Below are 24,261 nucleotides of genomic sequence, written 5' to 3'. Positions count from 1 at the left end.
TAAAAAAAACGACCTTGATCTCAAGGTCGTTTTTTTATTTTCATTGAATTGTTGTGAAATTTTTATTGAACATATACCAATAAAGAATCAAGGCTATCTGAGATAAACCCCTACCATCCATTTAATCCACCTTTAAACCTTCAATAATCCTCTAAACCCTCTCGCAGCATAATACGAATCTGCTCCATTGTGATACACAAAGACCGTGTCATAGCGACAATCACAGAACAGTGCGCCGCCGAGTTTGCGGATATTGTCTGGCGTTTGGATCCAACTGGATGTCTTGGTGTCAAATTCGCCAAGCGTCTGGAGGTGTCGGTACCGTTCTTCGGTTAACAATTCAATGCCCATTTCCGCCGCTACGTCTACCACGGAGTTTTCAGGTTTGAATTTTTTGCGTGCTTCGAGGGCTGCGCGGTCGTAGCAGAGACTTCTGCGCTCTTTCGGACTTTCTTTGGCGCAGTCGCAGAAAAGATATTCGACAGCTCCTTCATCGAAACCGATGACATCCGGTTCCCCGCCAGTTCGTTCCATTTCGTTTAGGGACCAAAGCTTTTCCAGACGGCCTTCTAGCTTGGCTTGCACGTCCTGCCAGTTGATTCCTTCATGGCGTTCTGTGTGTTTTTCAAAGCGTTTCTGTAGTGTTTCGAGTAATTTGTTTTGCTCTTCAGTTGATAAGTTTTTGGTTGGGCTCAACGCTCTTCTCTCCTTTATCGAGTTTCTAGTATTTATGTTATAGCGTTTTTACTTTTTTCACAAATTGGTATCTTTTTTTCTGCACTTTAAGATTTTCGAATCGTACTCACGCATTAAAAATCCAGTCTATAGTAAACCGTGTTTCATGTAGGTTTTTGTTCGACCATCTTCCGGTGCCAATCACGTGGATTTGTGATAGACGTTAAAATTTTAGAAGCTACTACTTCACTTTCCGATAAGCCCTTCGCTCTGCATACTCACTACAAGCAACACAGACGTTCAACACATCATTGCGATCATTACGATATTTCAGTAATGGACTGATTTTTCGTTTACAAATTGCACAAGGCTTTTTAAAAAACCCAAACATTTATATCCCTCTTTCGTTTAGTTTTACAAAGTTCGTTAGGTTTTCGATCGGAACCCTGGCACGATAAACCACGTTTCACCAACCTGCTCATTTAATTCGTTATACTCTGCCATAGTACCATTGTGTAACTCAATCAAATTCTCATAATTTTTCCGATAAGCCTCTAAATCCGCGACCATCACTTTATAGTTCCCTGAATCCTGCTGGCATGCTTGATAGCGTTGTTGGTAATCTGAATAAACCGTAACCGGCATTCCATTTTGGAAACTATTTTGCCAACCTGTTCATTTCCTGTGAGCGTAGTTCCAAATCTTGAAAATATGATGTCTCATTCATTTCCTTTTCTTTTAATGCTACTTCTGTTGATTTAAGTTGTGTAGTATAGGAATCCATCATTCTTTTTAACATATGCATACGGTAATGTTCTTGCTTTTCACTAAAGTATTGAAAACCTACAAATACTAGATTAATCACTATGTAAATACCAACAATCGATCCAACCAACTTTGCAATCGAATTCATTTCACACCTCACGACAATTCCCCAAACTTTCCCTCTATTATAATTGTAAAATCTAGATACTTTTGTCGATTCTTGTCTATAACTTCAAAACCCTCAATTTCGTGTCAGTTCCTAGAAAATTATGAGATTCATATAGTAAAATAATTTATAATCATTAACTCTGGAGGTAGCCTTTTGACACAGCATGCACAACAACTTTTATCGTTACTTGAAGATTCCATAGAATTCGCCAAATTGAACAATCATTTTAAGAGATTTAATCCATTTAAGATATTATCGGTGGATCAATTTGAAATACGTCATTCGAATTTCTTGGTGTGGATGTTGAATCCTAAAGGGAATCATAATCTAGGAGATTTCTTTTTAAAGAAACTTCTAGCAAAAGCTTTCGTCCATCCAAATAATCTGGAGGATCCAAACAAACTTGCCCATCTTAATCCATTGAATTTGGTCAATTTTAATTTTCAGGATGTCATCGTCCACAAAGAACTCTTGACGTCAATTAATCAACGGATCGATATTTTGGCTGTGTCTGAAAGCAATAAAACCGTAATTCTTATTGAAAATAAGTTTTGGTCAAAAGAATCTTTTAATCAATTGAAAAATTACTTAGCGTTTGTTAACGAAAAATTCGAGGGCTATACGATTGTTCCTATATATTTAACAATGTTGGAAGACCCTCCATCTCAAGACAAATATTTAATGCTTACTTATAGGAATATATTAAGTACGTTGAAGGATTATGTTGTTTTGAACGAGGCCTTTATGAATGACGAAGTTTACTCATTCATTTCTTACTACATAGAAGTATTGGCAGATCAATTGGAGGAGAACGAAGAACTAAACCAATCTGCCTTGTCCATTTATCAAGACCATAAAGATGCAGTAGACCTGCTATATACTTCCGTCAATAAAAAATCTTCCATGAAAGCAGTGAATCATCAATTGATTGCGACTGTAACAGTGGACGAAGAGGTCTTGAAAAAACTATACATGGAAAACAAGGAAGCCATCGATTATATCGTCAAAGTCGGCAACAGCATTATGTCCGAAGCCTTCAAAGCATTTGCAGCTTCTAAAGGAATGGAAAGTGACAACTTCACCGCTCATCACCGTCTCCCTTCGTTCGTTGAAAAAGAATGGGCAGCAGCACATAACCGTGAAGACTTACGACAAAAATGGTGGCTCGATAGAGGATTGATTGCCTGGTTTGCAAACAGCAACAACCGCCTCATGTTAAAAGTCGAAGTTGGCCCACTCCATCAGGAAAAACGTGTGGAACTTTTACAAGCTTTCCAAAATGAAGGCATACTAATTCGCGACATTTCCTTTGAAGACGGTAAAAAATACACTGGCATTTATACCAGTTTCCTTCCTTTATCTAATTGGGAGTCAAAAGAGACAATCATTCAGGCCATGATGAAGTTGTATGAAAATGCAGAGTACCAGGAACTGAAGGAGCGAATTAAGCGGGCATTGACTACTCTAGATTCCCAAGAATAAATCACAATTGAATTAACTCCATATTAAAAACCGACTGAAGTATTTTCAGTCGGTTACTTCTCCAGGGATATCCATAAAAAAGTATTTCCACCTAACAGTTTGTATCATGAAATCTTAGGTATATTTTTTTTGCATGTAAGTCATTCAATCACCACTTAAATGACGAGGAGCAAAATTATGAATAAAATACTACTTGAAATGAAGTTTAACTGTTTCACCTCTTTGCGGCATTTGCTGAGTTTGAACGAAATCTTATTCAAGAACGTTCAGCCGCCGGAAGAGTGGCGGCTAAAGCACGAGGGCGACTTGGCGGTCGTCCTGAGAAATACGGATATAAAGATATTGAAATGATGAAAGCTCTTATTGATGGAGGCACACCAATCAAGGGTGTGGCAGAAAGATGGGGAGTTTCTCGAACAACGATTTATCGCTACCTGGGGCAACGTGAAGGAATTGGCCGACCTTGGTTACCAAGGAGTTTAAACAAGCATATGAACGCTGGAAGTTAAAAGAGGTTACAGCAGTAAAAGCAATGCAAGAAATTGGGATGAAAAAAACGACTTCTTATAGACTAGTCAGAGAGTACGAAGAATCATTTTAGTTTTACCTATATAATAGAATAAACTCCTTTAGATTTATTAATATTAACGAATACGCATGTGAGACATAAATGGTCAAAGAACTTCACTCAAGAAAATGACCCCAGAACATTCCAGAGTCATATTTTTGGCTTGATCAACACTATTCGTTTCATTATTGCTTAAGGTTATAATGAGTTATAGTACCTAAGACTTGTAGAATAAATTCTATACGTGCTTTGAGATTTTATATACAAATATTTTGCCTCTATACTCTTCATCAAAATCTTCTGGAACGTATGGACAGAAATATATCCTGTCAGGAGCCTTCGATGATACTGTTTTCATTTTAGTATGTAATTCACAGTTTAATTTTTGCTCACCTATTTTTTTTGTCAGCTTTTGCTGTACAGTTAACCTGGATCTTTCTGGACTACAATCAATTGATAAGGCCTCACCAATCTCTCTATAATGTCTAATCCCACGACTTGTAATTATTGGTACTTCCGAATCTATACAGAATAAATGATAAATAATTTCCTCACGTCTACTGGAAAAACCATCATTAAGGCTATCAATAGATTCCAATATATCTTCGTCGAAGATAATATTAGAAAACACTTTATCTAAGTCTTCCATTAATTGTTGTGGCGTTGGTTTGATACTAGAAAAAATCAACATTACATTTTTTAAGGAACTTTCATCATTGATGACTCTTATAGCCTCGCAAGATGCCAAGCTATATTTAATAAGTGATTCTTCTAATTTAAAATTCGTTTCATGGGTCAGGATTTTTTTTAAGTTTGTTTCTTCTTCTTTAATCAGATCTTCTAGTTTTTGCTCTTTAGCAATGAAATCCAATGGATTTTCAAACGAAAACATTTTTTCTAACTTACTATTAATTATTCTTATATCCTCATTTTTTTTCATATTCATGTGAATATAATAGTAAATATCATCTAAAAGATCCTCTTCCATTAAATTCACCTTATATGAAAAGGAAGTCAATAGTTCTAAAATTGAAATGAATTCATCTAAGACATCATCCTGATCCATCACTTTTAAAAAATCGGAATTTTTCATCAACATCTCATTCATGATTACGTCTCAACTTTCTCATTTCAAATAAATCGAATTCTTCTTGATCCATGAACCCCGTAGGCCAGTTAACAATTTCAGCTTTTTCATTTAATGATACCTTTTCAATATTACATTGGTTTTCATTGTTGAAATAGTTAATAATTATATCTGTATTACTAATATTAACCTCTTTTCTTAGGATAGATTTTCTGAACCCATTAATAATGTGGTCACTGTGAGTTTCTATCACTAATTGAACACCGCTAGCAGCTATTGTTGCTAAAAAACTTGCCATATTAGATTGAGCTTTTGGATGCAAATGCAACTCTGGATTTTCAATGACTAATATACTTTCTTTATCAGCTATTAAACACGCTACTATTATAGGAAGAATAAACGAGACACCATATCCAACACTCCCTTGACGCATAGGTCTACCGTGCCCAAATAAAAGTGCATATAAATTATCATCTCCATATTTTTTGGAGGTTACACTATTAGAAGGTAGAATATAATTCAACCAATCGTTAACTTGCATGTCGAATAATTGTGTATTCTTTGCATCCCAATAATTTCTTTCTGAATAAAATGGGATTTTATTTTTTTGTTTCCCTTTTTCAATAATAAAAGCAAGTTGTTCATTAAAATTGCCTAACTCCAGATTATTTACATCGCCAGCTATTTGAGTTTTAGATACACTCCTATCAGCACTTAAGTAAATAACAGGGTTTCCTAATACTTCCTGATTTCCACTAACCTCTATATTAAGTATATTTGAATCATCGGTTGACTTATATACTATGTCAAGAGAACTTTCATTTTGGATGACTACTTTGAAAAAATCTTCGCCTTCACTATTAATAATTTCATCAAATGAATGTAAGTTCAATCCATAATCATTAGATAAAAGATTCATATTACTTTTTCCATTTAAAGACATTTTAGATAATAATAATGCTTGAATAAATGATGATTTACCACCTGAATTTGTTCCTAATAGTAGAGTTGCTTTTTCTAAAAACACTTCATTCATTTGAAAACATTTAAAATTTTCTATTGTCATTTTTGTAATCATTCTGTGTCTCCTAATTTTTCATTAAAGAAATTTTCAAGGAACATAAAAGTTGTATCAATTCTTAATTTGTCACTTGTACCATAGGTAATAGATTCATTTAAATACTCTTGCTTTTTTAACAGTTGAGCAAAATCGTCATTTAATAATCCTATTTTTTTCACTCGTTCTCTGTCGAATTTAGTTAACAATACACTCATTGCAGTAAATAAGGATTTATTAATTAAATTTCTCTCCTGACTCCTATATCTCGTAGATATTTTTCTAAATGCGTAGGTATTAAATAAATCGAACGCATTCTCCATAGAAATTTCAAACTTTAATTTAATATTTTCAAATGGAAGAAAAAGATAATTGTCATTAAGCTTATCTACTAGCTTGTCTAAAAATGCATTCATATTACCTGAATACTCTATATCCATATAATCTCTTTTTTCGTATAATAAGTAAAATCCGATGAACCTCAAAACCATTTCCTGATCTAGCATTCTTTTTGGTTTAATATTATTATTGGTAGCAGCTTTAAACACTTCAGAGTCGGCAAGATCTCTTATGAAATCTCTTACTTCTCTTCTCATTACTGAATTTCTTATCTCTTGATTATTTAAACTCCGTCCCCCTGTATTCAATCTTTTAAAGATATCAAACTTCACCTCAGTTGGAGTAGAAGGTTCTATAATATTACAATCGATTTGGAATGTTCGTAAGAGCCTTATAAACTTAGGGTGTAAAGATACTGCATTCTTATTATTATAATATTTCCATTCACATTCTTTACTAAGATATTCGAGATTACTTAACCTGAAGCCGTTTGAAAAAAATTCATTAATTACAGAAAGTCTTTGAACTCCATCGACAACTTGATAAATCCCTTCCTCGTTTCTAGATAAATAAAATACTGGTAACGGTATATTTAATAAAATTGATTCTATTAAGCGTGACTTCCTTGTTCGATCCCATACATAATTCCGTTGGAAATCTGGAGATAAATCTAAAATCGGTTCAAATTCTTCATCGCCATTAATCATTTCATATATCTCTTTGAGTGAAAATCTCCCTTGAATTATTTTAATGTTTTCAGGGTTATAAGGTATTGTTATTTCCGGATTAGTGTTAGCTGTTTCCCTATTATAATCAATACCACTTTCTGTACTTTCTTTGTAATTGTGCATATCCGTATTATAAGACTCAATGAAAAATTGGATAATTTCGTCATTGTAATTTTGTAAGTAATCCTTTTCATCTATTCTAGCCGCACTTTGACAAAGACCCTCTTCAAGTTCTGCCTTGATTGTAATTCCATCTTTGTCCATATAATTATCATTTACATATTTAAAAAATATTTGCTTATTAATTTCATCTATATTAATTTCAATACTAACTTCCTTTAAAAGCTTCATTTAACGATACCGGCATGCAATGTATGATTTGTATACATTATACTTAACCTCTCCTTTGAGTTTATTATGATATAATTAAATTATATATTTATTTCTAATAAAACGAGTTATTTTATTCGTTATACAATACTGTAAAGTCTATATCTATGATTATTCAAGTGTGGACAGATTAATATCCTTTGCGAATTAACTGCTCATCCATATCTCTTTATTCAACGTCATAAGCCGATTTTACCATATTCTTAAAATTATTTTATTAGTTAACCAAATTAACTTATGCAAAAACAATTATCGTAACCAATTTCTGATTAATGATCATCCAAAACATAAAGCCTTATTTTATCAGGACGATTAATAGTAATAACAAAAAAGCGAGATCCTTAGATGATAAGGATTTCTCGCTTTTTTGTTTTTGAATAAATAATGATAGATAAGTTTAACGAAAATTAGAAGAAGTTTCCGAGGCTCACGTAGGTTAAAAAGAAGGCGATTCCATCGATTAGAACGTGCTATTAAGTTATTTACAAATCATCACTTACCGTTAGAAGGAATTGGAAAAATACAGCCTTATTAGGCACGTCGTGATGCTATATATAACAAAGTATCATAAGAAGAACTTGTATCTGCTCTTTATCATATTGTTAAAAAGCGTGGAACGGTAATTGATGCGCTCGAAGAATATAATGAACTTTCTACGAAGGAACAGCTATCGCGCAATAAAAAATTGCTCTAGGTGACGTATTAAGCTCCTTAAGTTGAATAACATCCAAAGAGGGTAGTTCATTAATGAATATAACGAAGCTGATAAGCATAAGTTTTAACGATAAAAATTTAAAAGAGCCGTTCTCGGCTCTTTCAGTTTATATAAACATTTGCTGCATAAATCCTTTTTTTTGTTTTTTAAGATATTGCAGATATAGTTCTTCTTTTTCTAATTTCAAATCAAATTTTGACAAGAAGTCAGCAATTTTTTTTTGCTCCTCCATACTTTTTGGCACTTTAACTTCGATTCGCAACATACTTTCTTTATTTAACTTTGATCTACTAGAACCGTTAATGTATTTTCTAATATCTTTATGCACCAATTGATAATAAAGATACTTACTATCACATTTAGAAGCTTTTAATACATGAGCATGATTATTAACCCAAGATTCTCCAGTAATATATTGAGCTATTGGGCGATTAGCAAATTCTTCAAATTGCCCCCCATCTTCAGCCAATAAAATTAGATCTTCATTAAAAATAAACTGATTTATATAATCAACTATTCCGTTTGCACCGTAGTATGGTATGTTACCTTTCATACCTATTCGTTCTTGAGAGTTAAGAGGCTTTCTAAGATTATCGAGACTAATTGCAATATCACCAATAGTTTTCATTTCCCAATTCGGAAATTCCTTATCCCACTCATCTTTAAATTTTAATTCCTGACTAAAAATCTTCAACATCAAACCTTTTTTCAGCTCTTCCAACTTTTCAATTTTCTCCTGTTGCTTTTCAATTTTTTGATTAAGAAGTTTGAAGAATAATGCAATTTTTTGTTGCTCATCTATTGAAGGAATCATCACCGATCTTTTTTTCCAATCTTCAATCCTAAAAAGCATTTTTTCAATATCTACGCCCACACATGCAAGCGCAAAATAATTCTTAATTTTTGGAAGTGTTGAAAGTAAATTTAGATATTCTGTCAACAGCAAATTCTTTTTTCCATGTAAAATATGATATTCATTGGAAACTATAGCACCGTCAAGATTTTTTGGTACGATTTCACACGCTCCATGAATAATTTGTCGTTTAGAAATCAGAAAATCTCCAACTTCAATTTTATATTGATTCTTTACTTTAACTTCTCTACCCTTAAAAATTCCTCTATCTACTATTCCTTCATTTCGCCTTTTCACAGTAACGAGATTATAGTCTTCCTCATCTTCCATCTTTATTGGACGAGAAACTGAGTTCGTTATTTCTCCTAATTTATACTGTTTATAAGACGAAGAAAATTTTTCGAATCGAATTGCAGGTATATTTACCATTAAACTCATAGGAATTTTAGCTCCTTAAAATAAGAATCCAACTGTTGATCAATAGCTGAGATTTCCTCATCAATTTTTATTAAACTTTTTTGAACACCACCCATATCAATTGGTTCTTCATCTTCAAATGTATCAACATAACGAGAGATATTCATATTAAAGTCATTGCCTTTTATTTCCTCAAGTGTTGCAGAATATGAAAACTTATCAATTACTCTACGTTCAATAAACGTTTCTATGATCTTCTCAATATGTTGATCACTTAATTGATTTTGATTTTTGCCTTTATCGAATTCTTTAGAAGCATCAATAAACAAAACACGATCATCTACTTCTCGAGATTTTTTAAAGACCAAAATACATGTAGCAATCCCCGTGCCAAAAAAGATATTCGCTGGTAATCCAATCACAGTATCTAAGTAATTCTTTTCTTCTATCAAGTATTTACGAATAATACCTTCTGCTGCTCCACGGAATAATACACCGTGCGGAAGTACGACGGCCATTGTTCCATTGTCGTCAAGTTGGTGAATCATATGTTGAACAAATGCAAAATCGGCTTTTGACTTTGGCGCGAGTTTTCCGTATGCACTGAAACGGTCATCATCTAAGAATTTTGAATCTGCACTCCAGTTAGCACTATATGGAGGATTCGCTACGACAGCTTCAAAACGCATGTCTACGTGACGAGGATTTTCTAGTGTATCGTCGTTTTTAATATCAAAGTCTGTGTAACGTAAGTCATGTAGTAACATGTTCATTCGGGCCAAGTTAAACGTAGTAGTTGTGAGCTCTTGTCCATAAAATAAGCGTACATTTGATTCTTTTGCAATTCGTAACATAAGCGATCCTGATCCACATGTAGGGTCATAAACATTTTTCAAATTGGGTTTATTGTGTGTAACTATTTTAGCCAAGATCTTCGAAACTTGTTGTGGCGTGTAAAACTCGCCTGCTTTCTTCCCTGCATTGGCAGCGAATTGAGAGATGAGATACTCGTAAGCATCACCTAATACATCGATATCAACGTCATCATGTAAGAATGGAATTTCGTTTATGCTCACCATGATCTTAGCAATCAGTTTTGAGCGTGACTTTACATCACGTCCCAATTTAGTAGATGTTAAATCCATGTCGTCAAATAAATTTTCGAAATCCTGTTGACTATTTGTTCCTAACGAAGACTGTTCAATGGCTTTAATGGCTTTATGTAGAAGTTCAATGTCGAAGTTCCCTTTTTCGCCTATATGAATTTCTTTTACCATCGAAGAGAAAAGAAATTCAGGTTCAATCACGAAACCGATTTCTTCAAGTAATGTTTCGATTAAACCTTCTTTATATTCTTCGTCTTTCCATGCGTCTTCGTAAGTGATGTTATCTTCTTCTAGTAATTTTTCAATACGTGCTTCTGTCTTTTCAGAAAGGTAGCGATAGAAAATTAACCCTAAGATATAGTTTTTAAAATCGTAGGCTTCCATTTGACCACGTAAATCATTCGCCATGGTCCATAGTTTTTTATGCAATTCTGCTTGTTGCAGACGTTGTTTTTCTGAAGTTGTCATGTATAAAATCTCCTCAATTTACGAGTACTTACGTACGTTCGTGTAAATAAAATCTTTCACGGCTTGCACGCGTTTTCGCTTTTCTTTAAATGGTGCTTTAATCGCATCATTTATTTCTTGGTCAGGGGAAACCCCTTTGAATTCAAATTCACGCAGGAAATATTCTAGTTTTTCTTCTGCCACTTGGACTTGCTGTGACATATGTTGAATTTCTTGTTTGCGTCTATCATTTTCAAAATCATGGAACTTTTGATCAACGGAATCATTGTTCGTGATTGTTGGAGCTACACGTTTCAAGAATTCAAGTAATAAATCTCGTTTTAAACGCATTTCGTCACTTGCCGATGCGTTTACTTCTTTAATCGCTCTTCGAACTGCGGCATCACGTTCTTGTTTATTTTCATAGTTGATATTACGTAATAATTCGAGAATGTAATCAACATCAATGCGATCTGTTTGCATTAATTCAATTTCAAAATCGACGTCATCAATTACTGAAATTTTTATTTTCGGATCTGATAATTGTTCATGAACGTGTAAGTATTTACTCCTAAAATCTTGGTACGTTTGCTCATCCATGCCTAGCTTGTTTTTGTCAAAGTTAAACTCGACAAATGTCTTCAACTTCGTCAGTACTTTAGTTAAGTCACGGAATGCAACGATAAACCCTTTTAAATTAGTTTCTCCTTCTAACTCATCGACATCACCTGGTGTAAGCACAATGTTATATAAGCTACGAAGATGGACTTTAAACTCTTTAACGTAGGTGTCGTAATCCTTCATTAATACAACATCTGTATCTCCAGTTTGAGAGAACAAACGAATAGCCGTATCTGTCTCATCCTTTAAATTTCTATAGCAGACAATATTTCCGTACACTTTAGTAGGTGCTTCCACACGATTTGTACGTGAAAAAGCTTGAATTAAATTATGGTGCTTCAAGTTCCGATCGACATAGAGCGTGTTGAGTGTTTTCGCGTCAAAGCCCGTCAAGAACATATCAACAACGATTAACAAATCTATTTGAGTAGTTTTTACTTTCTTCGAGACGTCCGCAAAATATTGGGAGAACGTATCTGTAGAGAAGTTCGTGCCGAATTCCCCATTATAGTCTGTAATGATGCGCTCTAAAGAATGTCTAGAGTGTTCTTGATTTTCAACGCTTTCTTCATTGGTTCCATATGTGAAAATGGAGGTGATTTTAAGGGATGTGTCTAGTTTTTTGAAAGCATCGTAATATTTAATGGCTGCTGGGATACTTTCAACTGTGAAAATAGCTGTGTATTTTTTATTACTTGTTTTATTCCCATGAATGTCAGTAATGTGTTTAGCGATCTTGGTGATTCGAGAATCTGCCATCCACAGTTCTTGTTGATCTATACCCGGAGCTTTTGTTACATCGTCTACCCCTTCTTTGCCTTTAATCGTACGAATATATTCAACTGAAAAACCTAATACGTTACCATCATTGATGGCATCTTTAATCAGGTATGTATGAAGACAGTCTTTAAATAAGTCCGATGTCGTGCGGCCATCTTGGCTTTTGTTCGCAACAAAGCGAGGGGTACCTGTAAATCCAATATATTGCGCTTTTTTGAAATGCTTTTTAATTAAACGGTTCATTTCACCAAATTGAGAACGATGACATTCATCAATAACGAATACGACTTTTTCATTCTCGTAAAGCTTCATGATAGATTCGTATTTTGAATTCTTTACCGCATTGGCCATCTTTTGAATGGTGGTGATGATTCGTTTTCTAAGTGGGGCTTGAAGTTGTTTCACTAAGACGTCTGTTTTATCTGTTGTATCAACTGAGCCTTTTTCAAACTTGTTAAATTCCTGCATGGTTTGAGCGTCTAAGTCTTTTCGATCGACTAGGAAAATCACTTTTTTAATCTTCTCTTCTTGTGACAGAAGTTCACTTGCCTTAAATGAAGTGAGGGTCTTCCCACTTCCCGTTGTATGCCACACATAGCCATTCTCTTCATTCTCAAGCGTTTGTTTGATGATACGCTCCACAGCATAAATTTGATAAGGACGCATGACCATTAAGTGCTTGTCCGTTTCGTTTATAATCATGTATTTGCTGATAAGGTTTTGAATCATAACGGGTTTCAAAAATGTTTTTGTGAAATCATCTAACTGTGCAATGCGCTTGTTTGAATCATCTGACCAGAAGAACATATGACTTTTCATCGGTTCTCGATCAGAGTTAGCAAAGTACTTGGTATCCACTCCATTTGAAACCACGAAAAGTTGCAGATAGTTAAATAAACCACCGTAAGAGTCTTTGCGGTAGCGCATGATTTGGTTAAAGCCTTCCGCAAAGTGAAGTCCACGTCGTTTCAACTCTATTTGCACAAGTGGTAACCCGTTAATAAGTAGCGTAACATCATAGCGATTTGTATATCTTCCTATTACAGTGGTTTGATGCGTTACTTGAAGATGATTATTCTTGTAATTTTGTGTATCAAATAGAACTAAGTAAAGCGTGCTATCGTCATCGCGTGTAATCGTTTCTTTATCACGTAGGATTTTGGCAGACTCAAAAACGCTTTTCCCTTCTATTTTCAAGAGTAAGCGTTCAAATTCTTTATCTGATAAAGGCGTTCCATCTAGGTTTTCTTTATTTAGGCGGTTGATTTGATTGCGGAAATTTTGCTGTAAATGATCTATGGAAGGGATTGAAACTTTTTCATAGCCAAGTTGAGTGAGCTGACGAATCATTTCATTTTCCAGTTGTTGTTCAGATTGATAAGCCACGTAAATTCCCCCTCACTGGGCTCGAATGTCTTCCATAATTTTACCACAGAGACTTCCCCCCTGTATTAAAAAAGACCTAGGTTACGGACATATTTATTGAAAATGAAAACTTTTCGTTAGGATTGAATATTTCTTTGAAAAAAAGAGGAGCTATTGTCAATCCTATACCAGTAGCTTTCGGTGAGAAAAGCATCTCTCATTAATATTAGTTAAGACAATTCTTTATAGTCTTAAACCTATTTGTTTGTATTACTTAAGACGCAATTTATTAACAGACACCCGTTCGTTATGTTAAATAACATTTTGTCATGCACTGAAACATCTACCCTTATTTCTTAAAAACCATTCTATTGACTTCTTTCTTAACAAATAGAGTTATAATAGAAGAAAAATTCAGATAAGAGCGAGGACCTATTAGGTGAGAAATATAATAAAGGATTTAATTGAAAATGGGTTTGAATCAGCTAATTTAGATTTTAAAGAAAAAATGTATCCTTCAAACGGTACACCCGATTTGTTAAAAGATATATTAGCAATGGCCAATTCAAATCATGAAAGTGGAAAATACATAATTATGGGGGTTAAAGATGATCTTACAAAAGGGCGTATTATTACTGGAATAGTTAAAGAACAAATAGTTGATTCCTCTAATTATCAACAATTCATATTAAATAATATAGAACCTGACTTAGACTTTAATTTACATTATGTAGATTACAAAGATAAGCTAATTGCTTTAATTGAAATTAGTAATTCTATTGATAAGCCTTATATGACGAAGAAACAGTATAAGAATTTAAATCAAGGACTCATCATTATTAGAAAAGGAAGCACTAATTCTATAGCAACTAGAGCTGATCTGGATAGAATGTATCAAAAGAAGTCTGGCATATTCGAAATAAAAATATTAGATAACCATTTAAGGGCCGTTAAGCCTAAAGATGGAACTGCACTATTAGATGTTTCCTTCCGGAACTTAACATCTGATCCTGTAACGATTGTCGCAGGGATTTTATATATTAGGGATAACAATAATAATAAAATGAAAACTAGGCATCCCGTTTATGGGTTAGAATCCGAAATGGGTGCCGATTTTCGATTAGAAATCCCACCTAAAAAAGAATTTACTGGAGATTTACATGTCGGCTTTGGGTCTAATGATTGTTTAATACTTAATCTTGATCAGTTTGGCTACACAGATGAACGCTTCATATTTGAATTGCATTTTAGGGACTCTTATGGCAACGAATATCAAACATCTTTAAATGATGGATTTGTCTTTGCTAAAGGAGAGTTCTTGTGGAAAGTTGCACGTGAAAAAAAATAGCATATATTTTATATACATAAGACAAAGACAGCTTCTGGCAAGTAGAAGCTGTCTTGTTTTTTAAAAAAGTCCAATTCATCTCTAGAATAAACCTTCACTACTTAAAACATTGGTTGGAACAGCATTTGTAAGACCCTAGGATGCTAATGGGTGGGTATATTTTGTAGTTCTTCATGAAGCATAGTAGGAAACACAGTTGACATAACACCCGGATGAGGAAGTGCTCATCTTAATTAACCTTTAGATCAATGGACCAGTTCTATCTTAGCTCCTCTTGACTTTGCTTTCGCTGCAATATTATTTAGTATGCTAATGTATTGGAAGCTGCCTCCTTGGGTTATTGTCTTAACTGGAGCTATTGGTGGAGCACTTATGTCGTTAATTTAAAAGCAAGATTTGATGAATGGAGGTATGTTTCTGTGAATTTAAAGGGTAATCTTTCGATTGCTTTTCTGATAAGCTTCATCTCGCTTATGGGTTTCGGTGTTATGGCCGTCCTCGTTAGCAAACAGACGATTGTTCACTTCGACAGTACCATTATTTCGTTTGTTCAAAGTTTTGAAGCTACCATGTTGACGTCGATCAAGAAATTTTTCACGGTAATTGGTGGAGCGAAACTAATTGTGGTGATTTCCCTTCTAGTCTTGTTTCTCCTTTACAAAGTTCTAAAACACCGATCAGAATTAATTTTATTTATTGCGGTTATTGCAGGAGCTAACGTTCTCTTTGCCTCATTAAAACTGTTGTTTCATAGGGAACGCCCAGATTTACATCGATTAATCGAGGCAAGCAATTATAGTTTTCCTAGTGGTCATGCAACAAATGCCTTTGCGTTGTACGGTATTATCACCTTCCTTCTTTGGCGACACATTCCCAGCCGACTGGTCCGAATTATCTTAAGTGTTTTTATGATTCTCACAATTGGATTGAGTCGGATTTATTTAGGTGTACATTATCCTAGCGATGTTATAGCTGGTTATTTTATTAGTGCCTGTTGGCTTACCTTCGCTATTTGGTTTTATCAACGATACAAAGAAAAGCAATATGAACGGAAACAAACTAGTGAACGGTAAAAAATACCCTTTTCGATGAAGTGGCCACTGAAAAAGTCCATTTTTCAAACGATATGCTATACGCAAAAAAACGAGCCTTAGAATCACTTCTAAGGCTCGTTTCCTGTCTAAATATATATTTAAGTACCTCTATTATTCTTTCATAGAGGAAGTTTAGATAACTGCTGGGCGGTGATTTGGTATGTTGAGCCGTTTTAAATTTAATATTTCTGAAAATTACATAAAGCATACTATTCTTTAACACTAGCTTAATATAAGTCGGCTAATATCTTAAGGAATAAAGAAATTAAAAAGAGGGAGATTCAAATGATGAAATCTAATTTCAAAAAGAAATCTATTCCTTTGGTAGCAACAGCACTTCTTGCAACCACAGCATTCGCGACACAAGCTATTAATTATGCTGGCAAAGATCAAAAAGCAGAAGCAAGTGCACTTTCTAAAGAAGAAGTAAAAAAGAATGGACCTACATGGCTTGCTGGTGATCACCATATCCATAGTGAATGGAGTGTTGGTTGGGACAATTCTCAAAATCCTCCTGCTCCAATTAGAGGTGGAGATGCCATTTACCCAACCGTAAAAAATGCTGAAAATGCTAAAAAATATGGACTTGATTGGATGGTTACAACGGATCATGGCGGTCCTAACCATTCAAAAGTAAATTTAGAGCAAGCATATCCTGAGTTGGAAAAATCACGTGAAGCTGTTCCTGATGTTCTTCAGTTTTATGGAATGGAGTTTGACACGCCAGCGGCCGATCATAGTTCATTAATTATTCCAAAGAGTGACAATGAATCAAAGACACTTTTTGACATAGAAAGTAATTTTAATACACGTGAGCCTTTTCCAAATGACGGAAGTAGAAATACTGAATCTAAGATGATTGAAGCCCTTAACTATATGAAACAAATGGACGAGCCTCCAATTCATATTGCACATCATCCTTCACGTTCAGCAACAGGCGATGCTAAGTGGGGACTAGATACACCGCAGGAATTCCGTAATTGGAACGATACTGCACCTAATATATCCATTGGTATGGAAGGTGCTCCTGGTCACCAGGCAGCTGCTATAAATCCAGATGGCTCCCTTGATCCAAAAGGAGCCCGTGGCTCATATGGAAACGTAAACGCTCCCACAATGGGCGGATTTGATCAAATGGCTGCTAAAGTTGGCGGTTTATGGGACTCCATGCTAGGTGAAGGAAGACACTGGTGGATTACATCTACGTCTGACTCGCATGTCAATTGGCGTGATGGAGGAAGTGATTTCTGGCCAGGTGAATATTCCAAAACTTACATCAAAGCAGAGAAGGACTACAGTGATATCATGGATGGTCTTCGTAATGGTAATGTGTTTGTCACAACTGGTGACCTTATCTCAGAACTTGATGTTAAAGTACAGGCTGTTGGGAAATCCCCAATGCATGCAAAAGCAAAAGGAAATACAGCTTCTATCGGTGAAACTCTTACCATACCTGGCAAGAAGTCTAGCGATGTAACAGTAACGGTTCGCCTTCGAGATACAAACGCTGAGAATGCTAATGGTGATAAACCAAAGGTAAAACGTGTTGACCTTATTGTCGGAGAGATTACTGGAACGGTTGAAGATCGCTCAACTGCTACAAATCCAACTACAAAAGTCGCTAAGCGTTTCACTGAGAATGACTGGAAACAAGACGGTGAATACATCACGGTTTCATATACTTTAAAAGATGTAGATAAAGATATGTATATCCGTTTACGAGGAACAAACACAGATCAATTAGAACCAGTAGCAGATCCTAAGGGTGAAGATCCATGGACGGATCTTTGGTTCTACTCTAATCCAACATTTATTAAGTCAAATAAATAGATTAATAGAGACGGAAACTTGACGAGGAGTGTAAATACTTCTCGTCTTTCCAATATTTTATAAGTATATCAGGGAATGAAACACTTGAAATGGATGTGGATACAATGAAAAAACAATGGTTCCCTATTTTGCTTCTTTTACTTTCCTTTAGTTTTATATTCACTTCACCAGCTTTTGCACACACAAATAACAGTGAAGGTTTTTCAACCATTGATGTAAAAGAGAACACACTTAATTATGAGCTTAAGATTGATCTTACAGAATTAGGGCATGCGATGAATCAAGAAATGGATCAAAAGCAATTAATAAACTCAGATATTGTACAAAAATATATCAATTCCCATATCAACCTTTATGCAGATAGTGTTCTGATTGAAGGTAGTCTGGAAAAAACAGACTTAGAGATGATAGAAGACCGACAGTTTGCCGTTATTAATCTAGATTACAGACTGGATCATAAACCAGAAAAACTAGTGATTGAGTATAATATGTTCCTTGACGATTCCGACCCTAGCCATGCTAACTTTGTAACTGTTAATATGGACGGTAAACAACAAGAAAAAATTCTTACTTACGAATCAAGAGAATTAGAGATTGGAGAAGTAAGCTTTCTTCAAAACTCTACACAGTTTTTACTACTTGGGCTAAAACATATTTTTACAGGTTATGATCATATTTTATTCGTCATAAGTTTACTTTTTGGGGTAAAAACAATCCGCCAAATAGGTTTTTTAGTTACAGCTTTTACGATTGCGCATAGTATCACTTTATTTCTTGCAACATTCAAGATTATTCAACTACCAAGTCAACTGGTGGAGTCCGCAATTGCTTTAAGCATTGTTTATGTGGCACTCATAAATATATTTAGCAAAGATTCAAAGCAACCACCATGGATTGCCTTTGGATTCGGGTTGATTCATGGATTCGGATTTGCAGGGATTTTATCAGAAATGCAGCTAGAAGGCGGGCATATGGCCACGTCTCTAATATTTTTCAATATCGGAATTGAAATAGGACAATTCTTTATTGTATTGTTGGCATTTCCAATTATTTTGTACATTAAGAAATTAGATATAAAATATACACCGGTTAAATGGATTATTCCTGCATCTTCAATAGGAATTTTGGCTTTTGGGCTAACATGGTTTGTTCAAAGAGCATTTTAAAAAAGTGGATTACTATAGAAAGAAAACAGCAGCTTTCTTCACTTAAGAAGAAAACTGCTTTTTCGTTTTTAATATCCTCTAATATTAAATTTAGCGTAACCTTGTTCATGTTGGACCAAAAGGTTGTTGATATCATTCACTCTTCATTTTAAGAAACAATTACATAATAAAAGGCTTTTACTGATCCATATATTGAATTAACTTCTTGATTCCGTCTTTTCTAACCAATGCCTCACCAATTTTTAAAGGCTTCAGTTGAAATRTTTGCACACACATAGGTTTGACGATGTGGCTTTATTATTATTTGTGTACTAAATTCGCTGACTACCCCGCAGCTTTTGCAAACTATAGATGCCCCAAATCGACCCAGTAAGAATGGTTAAGACATTCCGGTAATGTCATAACCTATTTAAACGGTAACGAGATATCACTATACGTTCTCAAAAGGCAACAGTTGTTGTATTATGTTTCATATTAATACATCCATAAAAATGAGCCACTTGTGTTTTGAGCCACTTCTACCATGAGGAGGGCACTGAAAAAGCCTATTTAAAGAGAAAAAGAAGCTAATCACCTTTTATGTATAGGTGATTAGCTTCTTCCCAGTTCACTAACAAGTAATTTTAACAATAAAAAGGTGCTAGTACCACCCATAATTCGGATGATATCTAGCACCTTTTTTACTCTTCATGATAATCTTCATTTACAACTGTAAATTGATCAATGGTTTCACCGTCAGATGTAACAGCGGTGAAGCTGATTTGATCTTTGTTCGCTTTGGCTTGTAAGGAAATTGCGATATTTTCCATGTTGACGAAGTCAAATTTCTCATCTGCCACGGCATCATAGTGCTTTTTACCAGTTGTACCGGCGACCACATAAACCGTTCCGTTCGGATCTTCTTTTCCGTCTTTCAGCTTTTTCGTTCTGCCATAGGAATGATCATGGCCAGAGAACACGATGTCAATCCCTAATTCATCGACGACCGGTGGCAGTTTTTGTTTCATGAGTTCATTCCCGCCAAACGGATTTGTGTAATAAGGAGGTTTGTGTGTCACAAGGATTTTCCAAGGTTTATCGGAATTTGTAACATCCTGTTTCAGCCACTCTAACTGCTTGTTCAGAGTCTCAATATCATCGGTGTATCCTAGTACGCTAATGTGCATGTTATTGTAATCAACTGAATATGTCCCGCCTTTGTCTGCCTCAGGCCCATTTTCAGGGGAGTTTAAGATGGCTTTTGCTAGCTGACCATTCGCATCTCCCATGTATTCATGATTTCCTAGCGCCGCAACAAGATCGGTAGAACGAATGTTGCTGTATTGGCTTAAGACATTTAATGTATCATCCCATTGTTTAAATTTGGAGGATTCGTCAATCAGATCGCCTACATGGATCATGAACGATAAGTCTTTTTTATCAAGATCCCCAAGAATTTTCGTAAAGTCACTTAAATCTGCTGGCGATTGCGTGTCACCTAAAACGGCAAATTCAAAGCTTTGCTTCCTCATTAAAGTGGTGAACTCTTGCAGCTCTGACCAGTTCTCTCCATCTCCCACTCGATAAACGTATGTTGTCCCTTGTTGTAATTTCTTTAATGTGACTTCATTTACTCGGATGATTCCATTTTTCGTAGGATCTTGCTCCCCAGAGAACACCTGGTTAGTGGATGATCCGGCGATGGTTTCTAGCGACTGTTTACCTTTCTTGTCAAAATCCTTTTTACGTGCAAATTGAATAACGGGTTTTTCTTTCGCTAACGGACTCGACATCCATGTGAAACCTTTTCCTTTATTAGGATCACTTGTTGGAGTGGAAAGGATATTTTTTATTTCTGTCACTGCCGCAAGAGGCGGATAGGTCTGCGTGTTTACTTTAAACGAATACTTTCCATCCTTTACAGCATATAAAGAGATGTTCTTCACTTCATTTGTGATAGTATCCACACGGAGAACACCTTTTTCATCTGTTTTTCCTACTAGAACAGGCTCCGTGTTGCCATTGATGATGGCGAAAATTTCTGCGTCAGGGATTAACTCTTTGTTCATATCTTTCACTGTCATAACAACAGGCTTCCCGATTAATATAGGCTCTGCGATAATATCGAAGGCACCTTTCACTTCGACGCTTGCTGGTGCCATTGAATACGTTGAAACGAAGTTTTCTTCTTTTGGCACCGTGTATCTTAAGCTAGCTTCTACCATTTCATAGGTTAATTTGCTGCCTTCTTTTGTCGATGCAGGAATTCGAATCTGAATAGTTGCAGCTTCTACGGTTGCCGCTGTTTCGCCACTATTCATTAGATTCAATGTAAGTATTCCAGTTTCAGTATCATAGCTTGAGGTACTTGTGTTGAACCCATTAGAAAAACTAACATTTTCCACTGGGAAGTTCTTATCTAATTGCATTTTAATGGTGGAGCCTGAGATTTCAGATGGGTTGTCAGCCTTCACTACTAGGTCAAACACATCACCTAGCAAGGCTTGCTCCTGTTTTTTGACCAATTCCATCTTTGCCGCGCCAGTGTTCACGGTAAAATAGACCGTTTTAACGGCTTGGTTTCCGAATTTATCAGGGACCATAAGGGTTATTTGATGGGTTCCATCCGCCCATTGTAATCCACTTAATGAGACCGACCCATCCATATCAAATGAAAAATGACCTTCTGATTTGGAGTAGTCTTTGCCATCTACTAAAAATCTGATTTTTTCCCAGTCAATTCCCGTTTTAAAAGGATCATCTTCATATTCATTCACGTTTGCTTTCAAATTGACCGCATTTGTCTTGAATTCTTTGCCGTCTACGTTAATTGATTGGATAACTGGAGGATTTAAGTCATCCACTTTATCTCCATATACGGCTCTAATATTATCAATATAGATGGTGCCTTTTCTCAGGGGTACGGTGATTCCTGATTTCGTAACCATTAATCTTACCGCTTGTGTTCCTGATATTTTGAACGGACCTGTAAAGGAGGCTGGTATGTCGGCCTCGATGTATTTCCAGCCTGTCCAATTGATCCCTGGTTTTTCTTGATTAAGATTAATGGTTTGCGTTTTGCCGTTTCCGTCGACAATGTTCATTCTCAGCCAATAACCTTGTGCATCCGGAGTTGCGTAAATCCACATTCCAATGCTGGAGGGATTATCTGGAATTGCGATATTTGAGCCAGGTCCTGCATAGGCTCCAAGGGTGGTTCCAATTTGTGCACTTGTTAGATCAAAATCCAATTTCAATGACTGATTGCCGAATCTTACTGGTGCTGGATAGGAAGCCAAACCAAGTGTCGCTTTTTCACCGCGCCCCACAACAGATGGTTTCCAGCCCTCAAGCCCACCTTCAAAATCAAATAAGACTTCAGGAAGCTTTCCAACCGAAACATTGATTTGTGCTGTAAGGTTTGTCTCCTTCAAGCGAGCCGTAATTGTCCCTGAAACCGTTTTGTCTCCAGTACGGAGGACACCAGATTCATCAATGGTTCCCATTCCTTCAGGGATGTCAAACTCCATATCTTGAGAGTTCCAGTGTACATTTCTCTTTTGGAATTTTGTCATTAAGTTTAAATTGATTTGACTATTTTTAGCTGCTGTTAGCTCTGTTGAAGTAAAGGACATCTCATCAGGCTGAGCAATTTCAACTATACTTTTTCCAACCAGATTTCCCTGATATTTCAGGACGATTTCCAACTGTCCTGTTTTTCCATTTGATAAAAACTTTCCATTCTCATCGATCGTACCAAAGGTTGAATCAGACAATTCCCATGTTAAACCGGAGGCTGGCAGAGATGCTGAAGCCATGGATTTGTCTCTTCCCTTGGCCGTGAATGGAATCGTGGCACTTGGGGTAAAGGATTGGTCATATGGTTCAATATGAGCCGAATCAAAAAGGTGGTCGGATGGCTCTTTCGAGACAATCAGCCAAGAGTTTGCTACGCTTCTTTCTGAACGGTCAGAAGGTTGATTGTCTACCTCAAGATTATCGCCGCCCAGTTCGCGAGTTGTGAAGGTAGAAGACCCACCTCCATCAAGGTTTAACGCATTTACTGCCCCTAAATCGATCATTAATTGTGCTAAATCAGGCATGGAGATTCCATCTGAATATACCTCTTGTCTTCCGTCGACCACGGCAAAAAATACATCGCCGTCTGCTTTAATCCCAACCGCTGTTCGAGGCTCTCTATCTGCTCCCGTTTGTGGAGTTTGATAGACTTGACCATTTTTCACGAGAATGGCATTCCCACCCAGCGCTTCTTGTAATTGATCTTTCATTCCATCATATAGAGTTGAGTCCCCAATGACGGCTTCACCAGATTTTTTGATTCCGAAGAATTTTTGTGATGCTGAATACTGAGCCTTTAATGCTTGTCCATCTTTGTAAACAACGCCAATTGGTTCACCAGTAGCCATATTATAAAAATCAGCATTCACAGCTGCCACTACTTTACGGTTGTCGCCATTTGCTGCATTGGCTTGCTGTCTAACGGGCTGAAGACCAAATGCTGCTCCGTCATTCGGTGTACCTGCTTCAATGGATACTCTCGAATTTTGTATATCAACATCTACTACAAAACTCTCAATCTTTTTTCCATCTTTTCCTTCAAAGCTGTAGTGTTTTTCCATTACACCCGGAGCGAGACTAGCTTGATATTCATTGATGGGTGTTTGAATGACGGGTGAGTTTAAATCGAAGCTGCCTAAAGCTAATGTAAGACTTGGGGAAATAATACTGCTTGCCAATGCAAATGACAGGGTAATCGGTAAGATCCTTTTTTTCCAATTTTTCCTCATATAGCACCTCCAAAATTAATGGTTAATTAAATTTGCTGTAAATCCCTTGATACAGTACTTTCTACCACTTAATGAGGAAGAAAATGTCGAGCATTAGGTGTAGATAGGAACATGTTTATTCAGGAAAACCTTCCAATTTGTACTAAAAGAATTTTAAATAGCCCATGTCGATACTGGGTTAACATTAATATCATTTTTCTTTTTAAGATTATGAGAATAATTAATGAACACCTCACAATTAAGCCTATTCACTAGTTACCTATCCCACTTATTATTTAAATAATAAGAAAATTTAAATTTTAAAAAAAATTAACCTTTTCTTTTGTCGTGCTTTTTCAATTAAAATGTCTGTATTGTTTGAAGAAAACTATTTATTCGTTTTTAATGAATCCAGATTGGAAGCTTCAGCAACTTCATTTGCAATCTCTATAATGTTGAGTTCTTACAAAGCTTTTTGTGCCAAATATGTGCT

Annotated in this window: 15 protein-coding genes and 2 pseudogenes; 7 read left to right on the top strand and 10 right to left on the bottom strand. The window is 35.7% G+C overall.

Annotation, left to right across the window (positions count from 1 at the left end; all coding sequences use genetic code 11):
- Positions 1-132 precede the first annotated feature (132 nt).
- From AC1DSK_RS15720 to AC1DSK_RS15710, 3 genes are all read right to left on the bottom strand, one after another.
- Entirely contained in the window at positions 133-696 is a 564-nt protein-coding gene (locus AC1DSK_RS15720; protein WP_477548306.1) for a DUF4256 domain-containing protein, read from the bottom strand.
- Positions 697-1,101: 405 nt separating this feature from the next.
- A complete protein-coding gene (locus AC1DSK_RS15715; protein ID WP_477548305.1) occupies positions 1,102-1,320 on the bottom strand; it encodes a hypothetical protein in 219 nt (72 codons plus the stop codon).
- A 13-nt stretch (positions 1,321-1,333) separates the two neighbouring features.
- Positions 1,334-1,588 (bottom strand): hypothetical protein, encoded by a 255-nt coding sequence (locus AC1DSK_RS15710; RefSeq protein WP_477548304.1) that lies wholly within the window; start codon positions 1,586-1,588, stop codon positions 1,334-1,336.
- 174 nt (positions 1,589-1,762) lie between these two features.
- Here AC1DSK_RS15710 and AC1DSK_RS15705 point away from each other — a divergent pair, with 174 nt between their 5' ends.
- Positions 1,763-3,091: a PDDEXK-like family protein gene (locus AC1DSK_RS15705; RefSeq protein ID WP_477548303.1), complete on the top strand. Its 1,329-nt coding sequence runs from the start codon at positions 1,763-1,765 to the stop codon at positions 3,089-3,091.
- 209 nt (positions 3,092-3,300) lie between these two features.
- Positions 3,301-3,528 (top strand): annotated as a pseudogene (locus AC1DSK_RS15700) (helix-turn-helix domain-containing protein); the annotation flags it as partial.
- A gap of 369 nt (positions 3,529-3,897) precedes the next feature.
- On the opposite strand, the gene AC1DSK_RS15695 reads toward AC1DSK_RS15700, so the two are convergent.
- The 6 genes from AC1DSK_RS15695 to AC1DSK_RS15670 form a co-directional block, all read right to left on the bottom strand.
- Positions 3,898-4,767 (bottom strand): hypothetical protein, encoded by an 870-nt coding sequence (locus tag AC1DSK_RS15695; protein ID WP_477548302.1) that lies wholly within the window; start codon positions 4,765-4,767, stop codon positions 3,898-3,900.
- Entirely contained in the window at positions 4,760-5,824 is a 1,065-nt protein-coding gene (locus AC1DSK_RS15690) for an AAA family ATPase (protein ID WP_477548301.1), read from the bottom strand. The genes AC1DSK_RS15695 and AC1DSK_RS15690 overlap by 8 nt, the downstream gene beginning before the upstream one ends.
- Positions 5,821-7,221: a GmrSD restriction endonuclease domain-containing protein gene (locus tag AC1DSK_RS15685; protein WP_477548300.1), complete on the bottom strand. Its 1,401-nt coding sequence runs from the start codon at positions 7,219-7,221 to the stop codon at positions 5,821-5,823. The genes AC1DSK_RS15690 and AC1DSK_RS15685 overlap by 4 nt, the downstream gene beginning before the upstream one ends.
- Positions 7,222-8,081: 860 nt before the next feature.
- Positions 8,082-9,266, bottom strand: coding sequence for a restriction endonuclease subunit S (locus tag AC1DSK_RS15680; protein ID WP_477548299.1), 1,185 nt, complete (start codon positions 9,264-9,266; stop codon positions 8,082-8,084).
- Positions 9,263-10,819, bottom strand: a complete 1,557-nt coding sequence (locus tag AC1DSK_RS15675) for a type I restriction-modification system subunit M (protein WP_477548298.1) — start codon at positions 10,817-10,819, stop codon at positions 9,263-9,265. Before AC1DSK_RS15675 ends, AC1DSK_RS15680 begins: the two co-directional genes overlap by 4 nt.
- 18 nt (positions 10,820-10,837) lie before the next feature.
- Complete coding sequence (locus AC1DSK_RS15670) at positions 10,838-13,585, bottom strand: type I restriction endonuclease subunit R (RefSeq protein WP_477548297.1); 2,748 nt, start codon at positions 13,583-13,585, stop codon at positions 10,838-10,840.
- A gap of 418 nt (positions 13,586-14,003) precedes the next feature.
- Between AC1DSK_RS15670 and AC1DSK_RS15665 the strand changes: the two genes are divergently transcribed.
- From AC1DSK_RS15665 to AC1DSK_RS15645, 5 genes and pseudogenes are all read left to right on the top strand, one after another.
- Complete coding sequence (locus AC1DSK_RS15665) at positions 14,004-14,912, top strand: AlbA family DNA-binding domain-containing protein (protein ID WP_477548296.1); 909 nt, start codon at positions 14,004-14,006, stop codon at positions 14,910-14,912.
- A 249-nt stretch (positions 14,913-15,161) separates the two neighbouring features.
- Positions 15,162-15,299, top strand: a pseudogene (locus tag AC1DSK_RS15660) (chromate transporter); the annotation flags it as partial.
- Positions 15,300-15,331: 32 nt separating this feature from the next.
- Complete coding sequence (locus AC1DSK_RS15655) at positions 15,332-15,985, top strand: phosphatase PAP2 family protein (protein WP_477548295.1); 654 nt, start codon at positions 15,332-15,334, stop codon at positions 15,983-15,985.
- A 306-nt stretch (positions 15,986-16,291) separates the two neighbouring features.
- Positions 16,292-17,836, top strand: a complete 1,545-nt coding sequence (locus tag AC1DSK_RS15650) for a CehA/McbA family metallohydrolase domain-containing protein (RefSeq protein WP_477598362.1) — start codon at positions 16,292-16,294, stop codon at positions 17,834-17,836.
- Positions 17,837-17,940: 104 nt separating this feature from the next.
- A complete protein-coding gene (locus AC1DSK_RS15645; protein WP_477548293.1) occupies positions 17,941-19,002 on the top strand; it encodes a HupE/UreJ family protein in 1,062 nt (353 codons plus the stop codon).
- 680 nt (positions 19,003-19,682) lie between these two features.
- Here AC1DSK_RS15645 and AC1DSK_RS15640 read toward each other — a convergent pair.
- The gene (locus AC1DSK_RS15640) at positions 19,683-23,789 is read right to left on the bottom strand and encodes a phosphodiester glycosidase family protein (RefSeq protein WP_477548292.1); all 4,107 of its coding nucleotides are present in this window, start codon (positions 23,787-23,789) and stop codon (positions 19,683-19,685) included.
- Positions 23,790-24,261 lie beyond the last annotated feature (472 nt).

This window comes from Paenisporosarcina sp. P4_B8 (assembly GCF_056402175.1).
The sequence above is the reverse complement of the archived record's forward strand: the minus strand, read 5'-3'. Positions and strand labels throughout refer to the sequence as shown.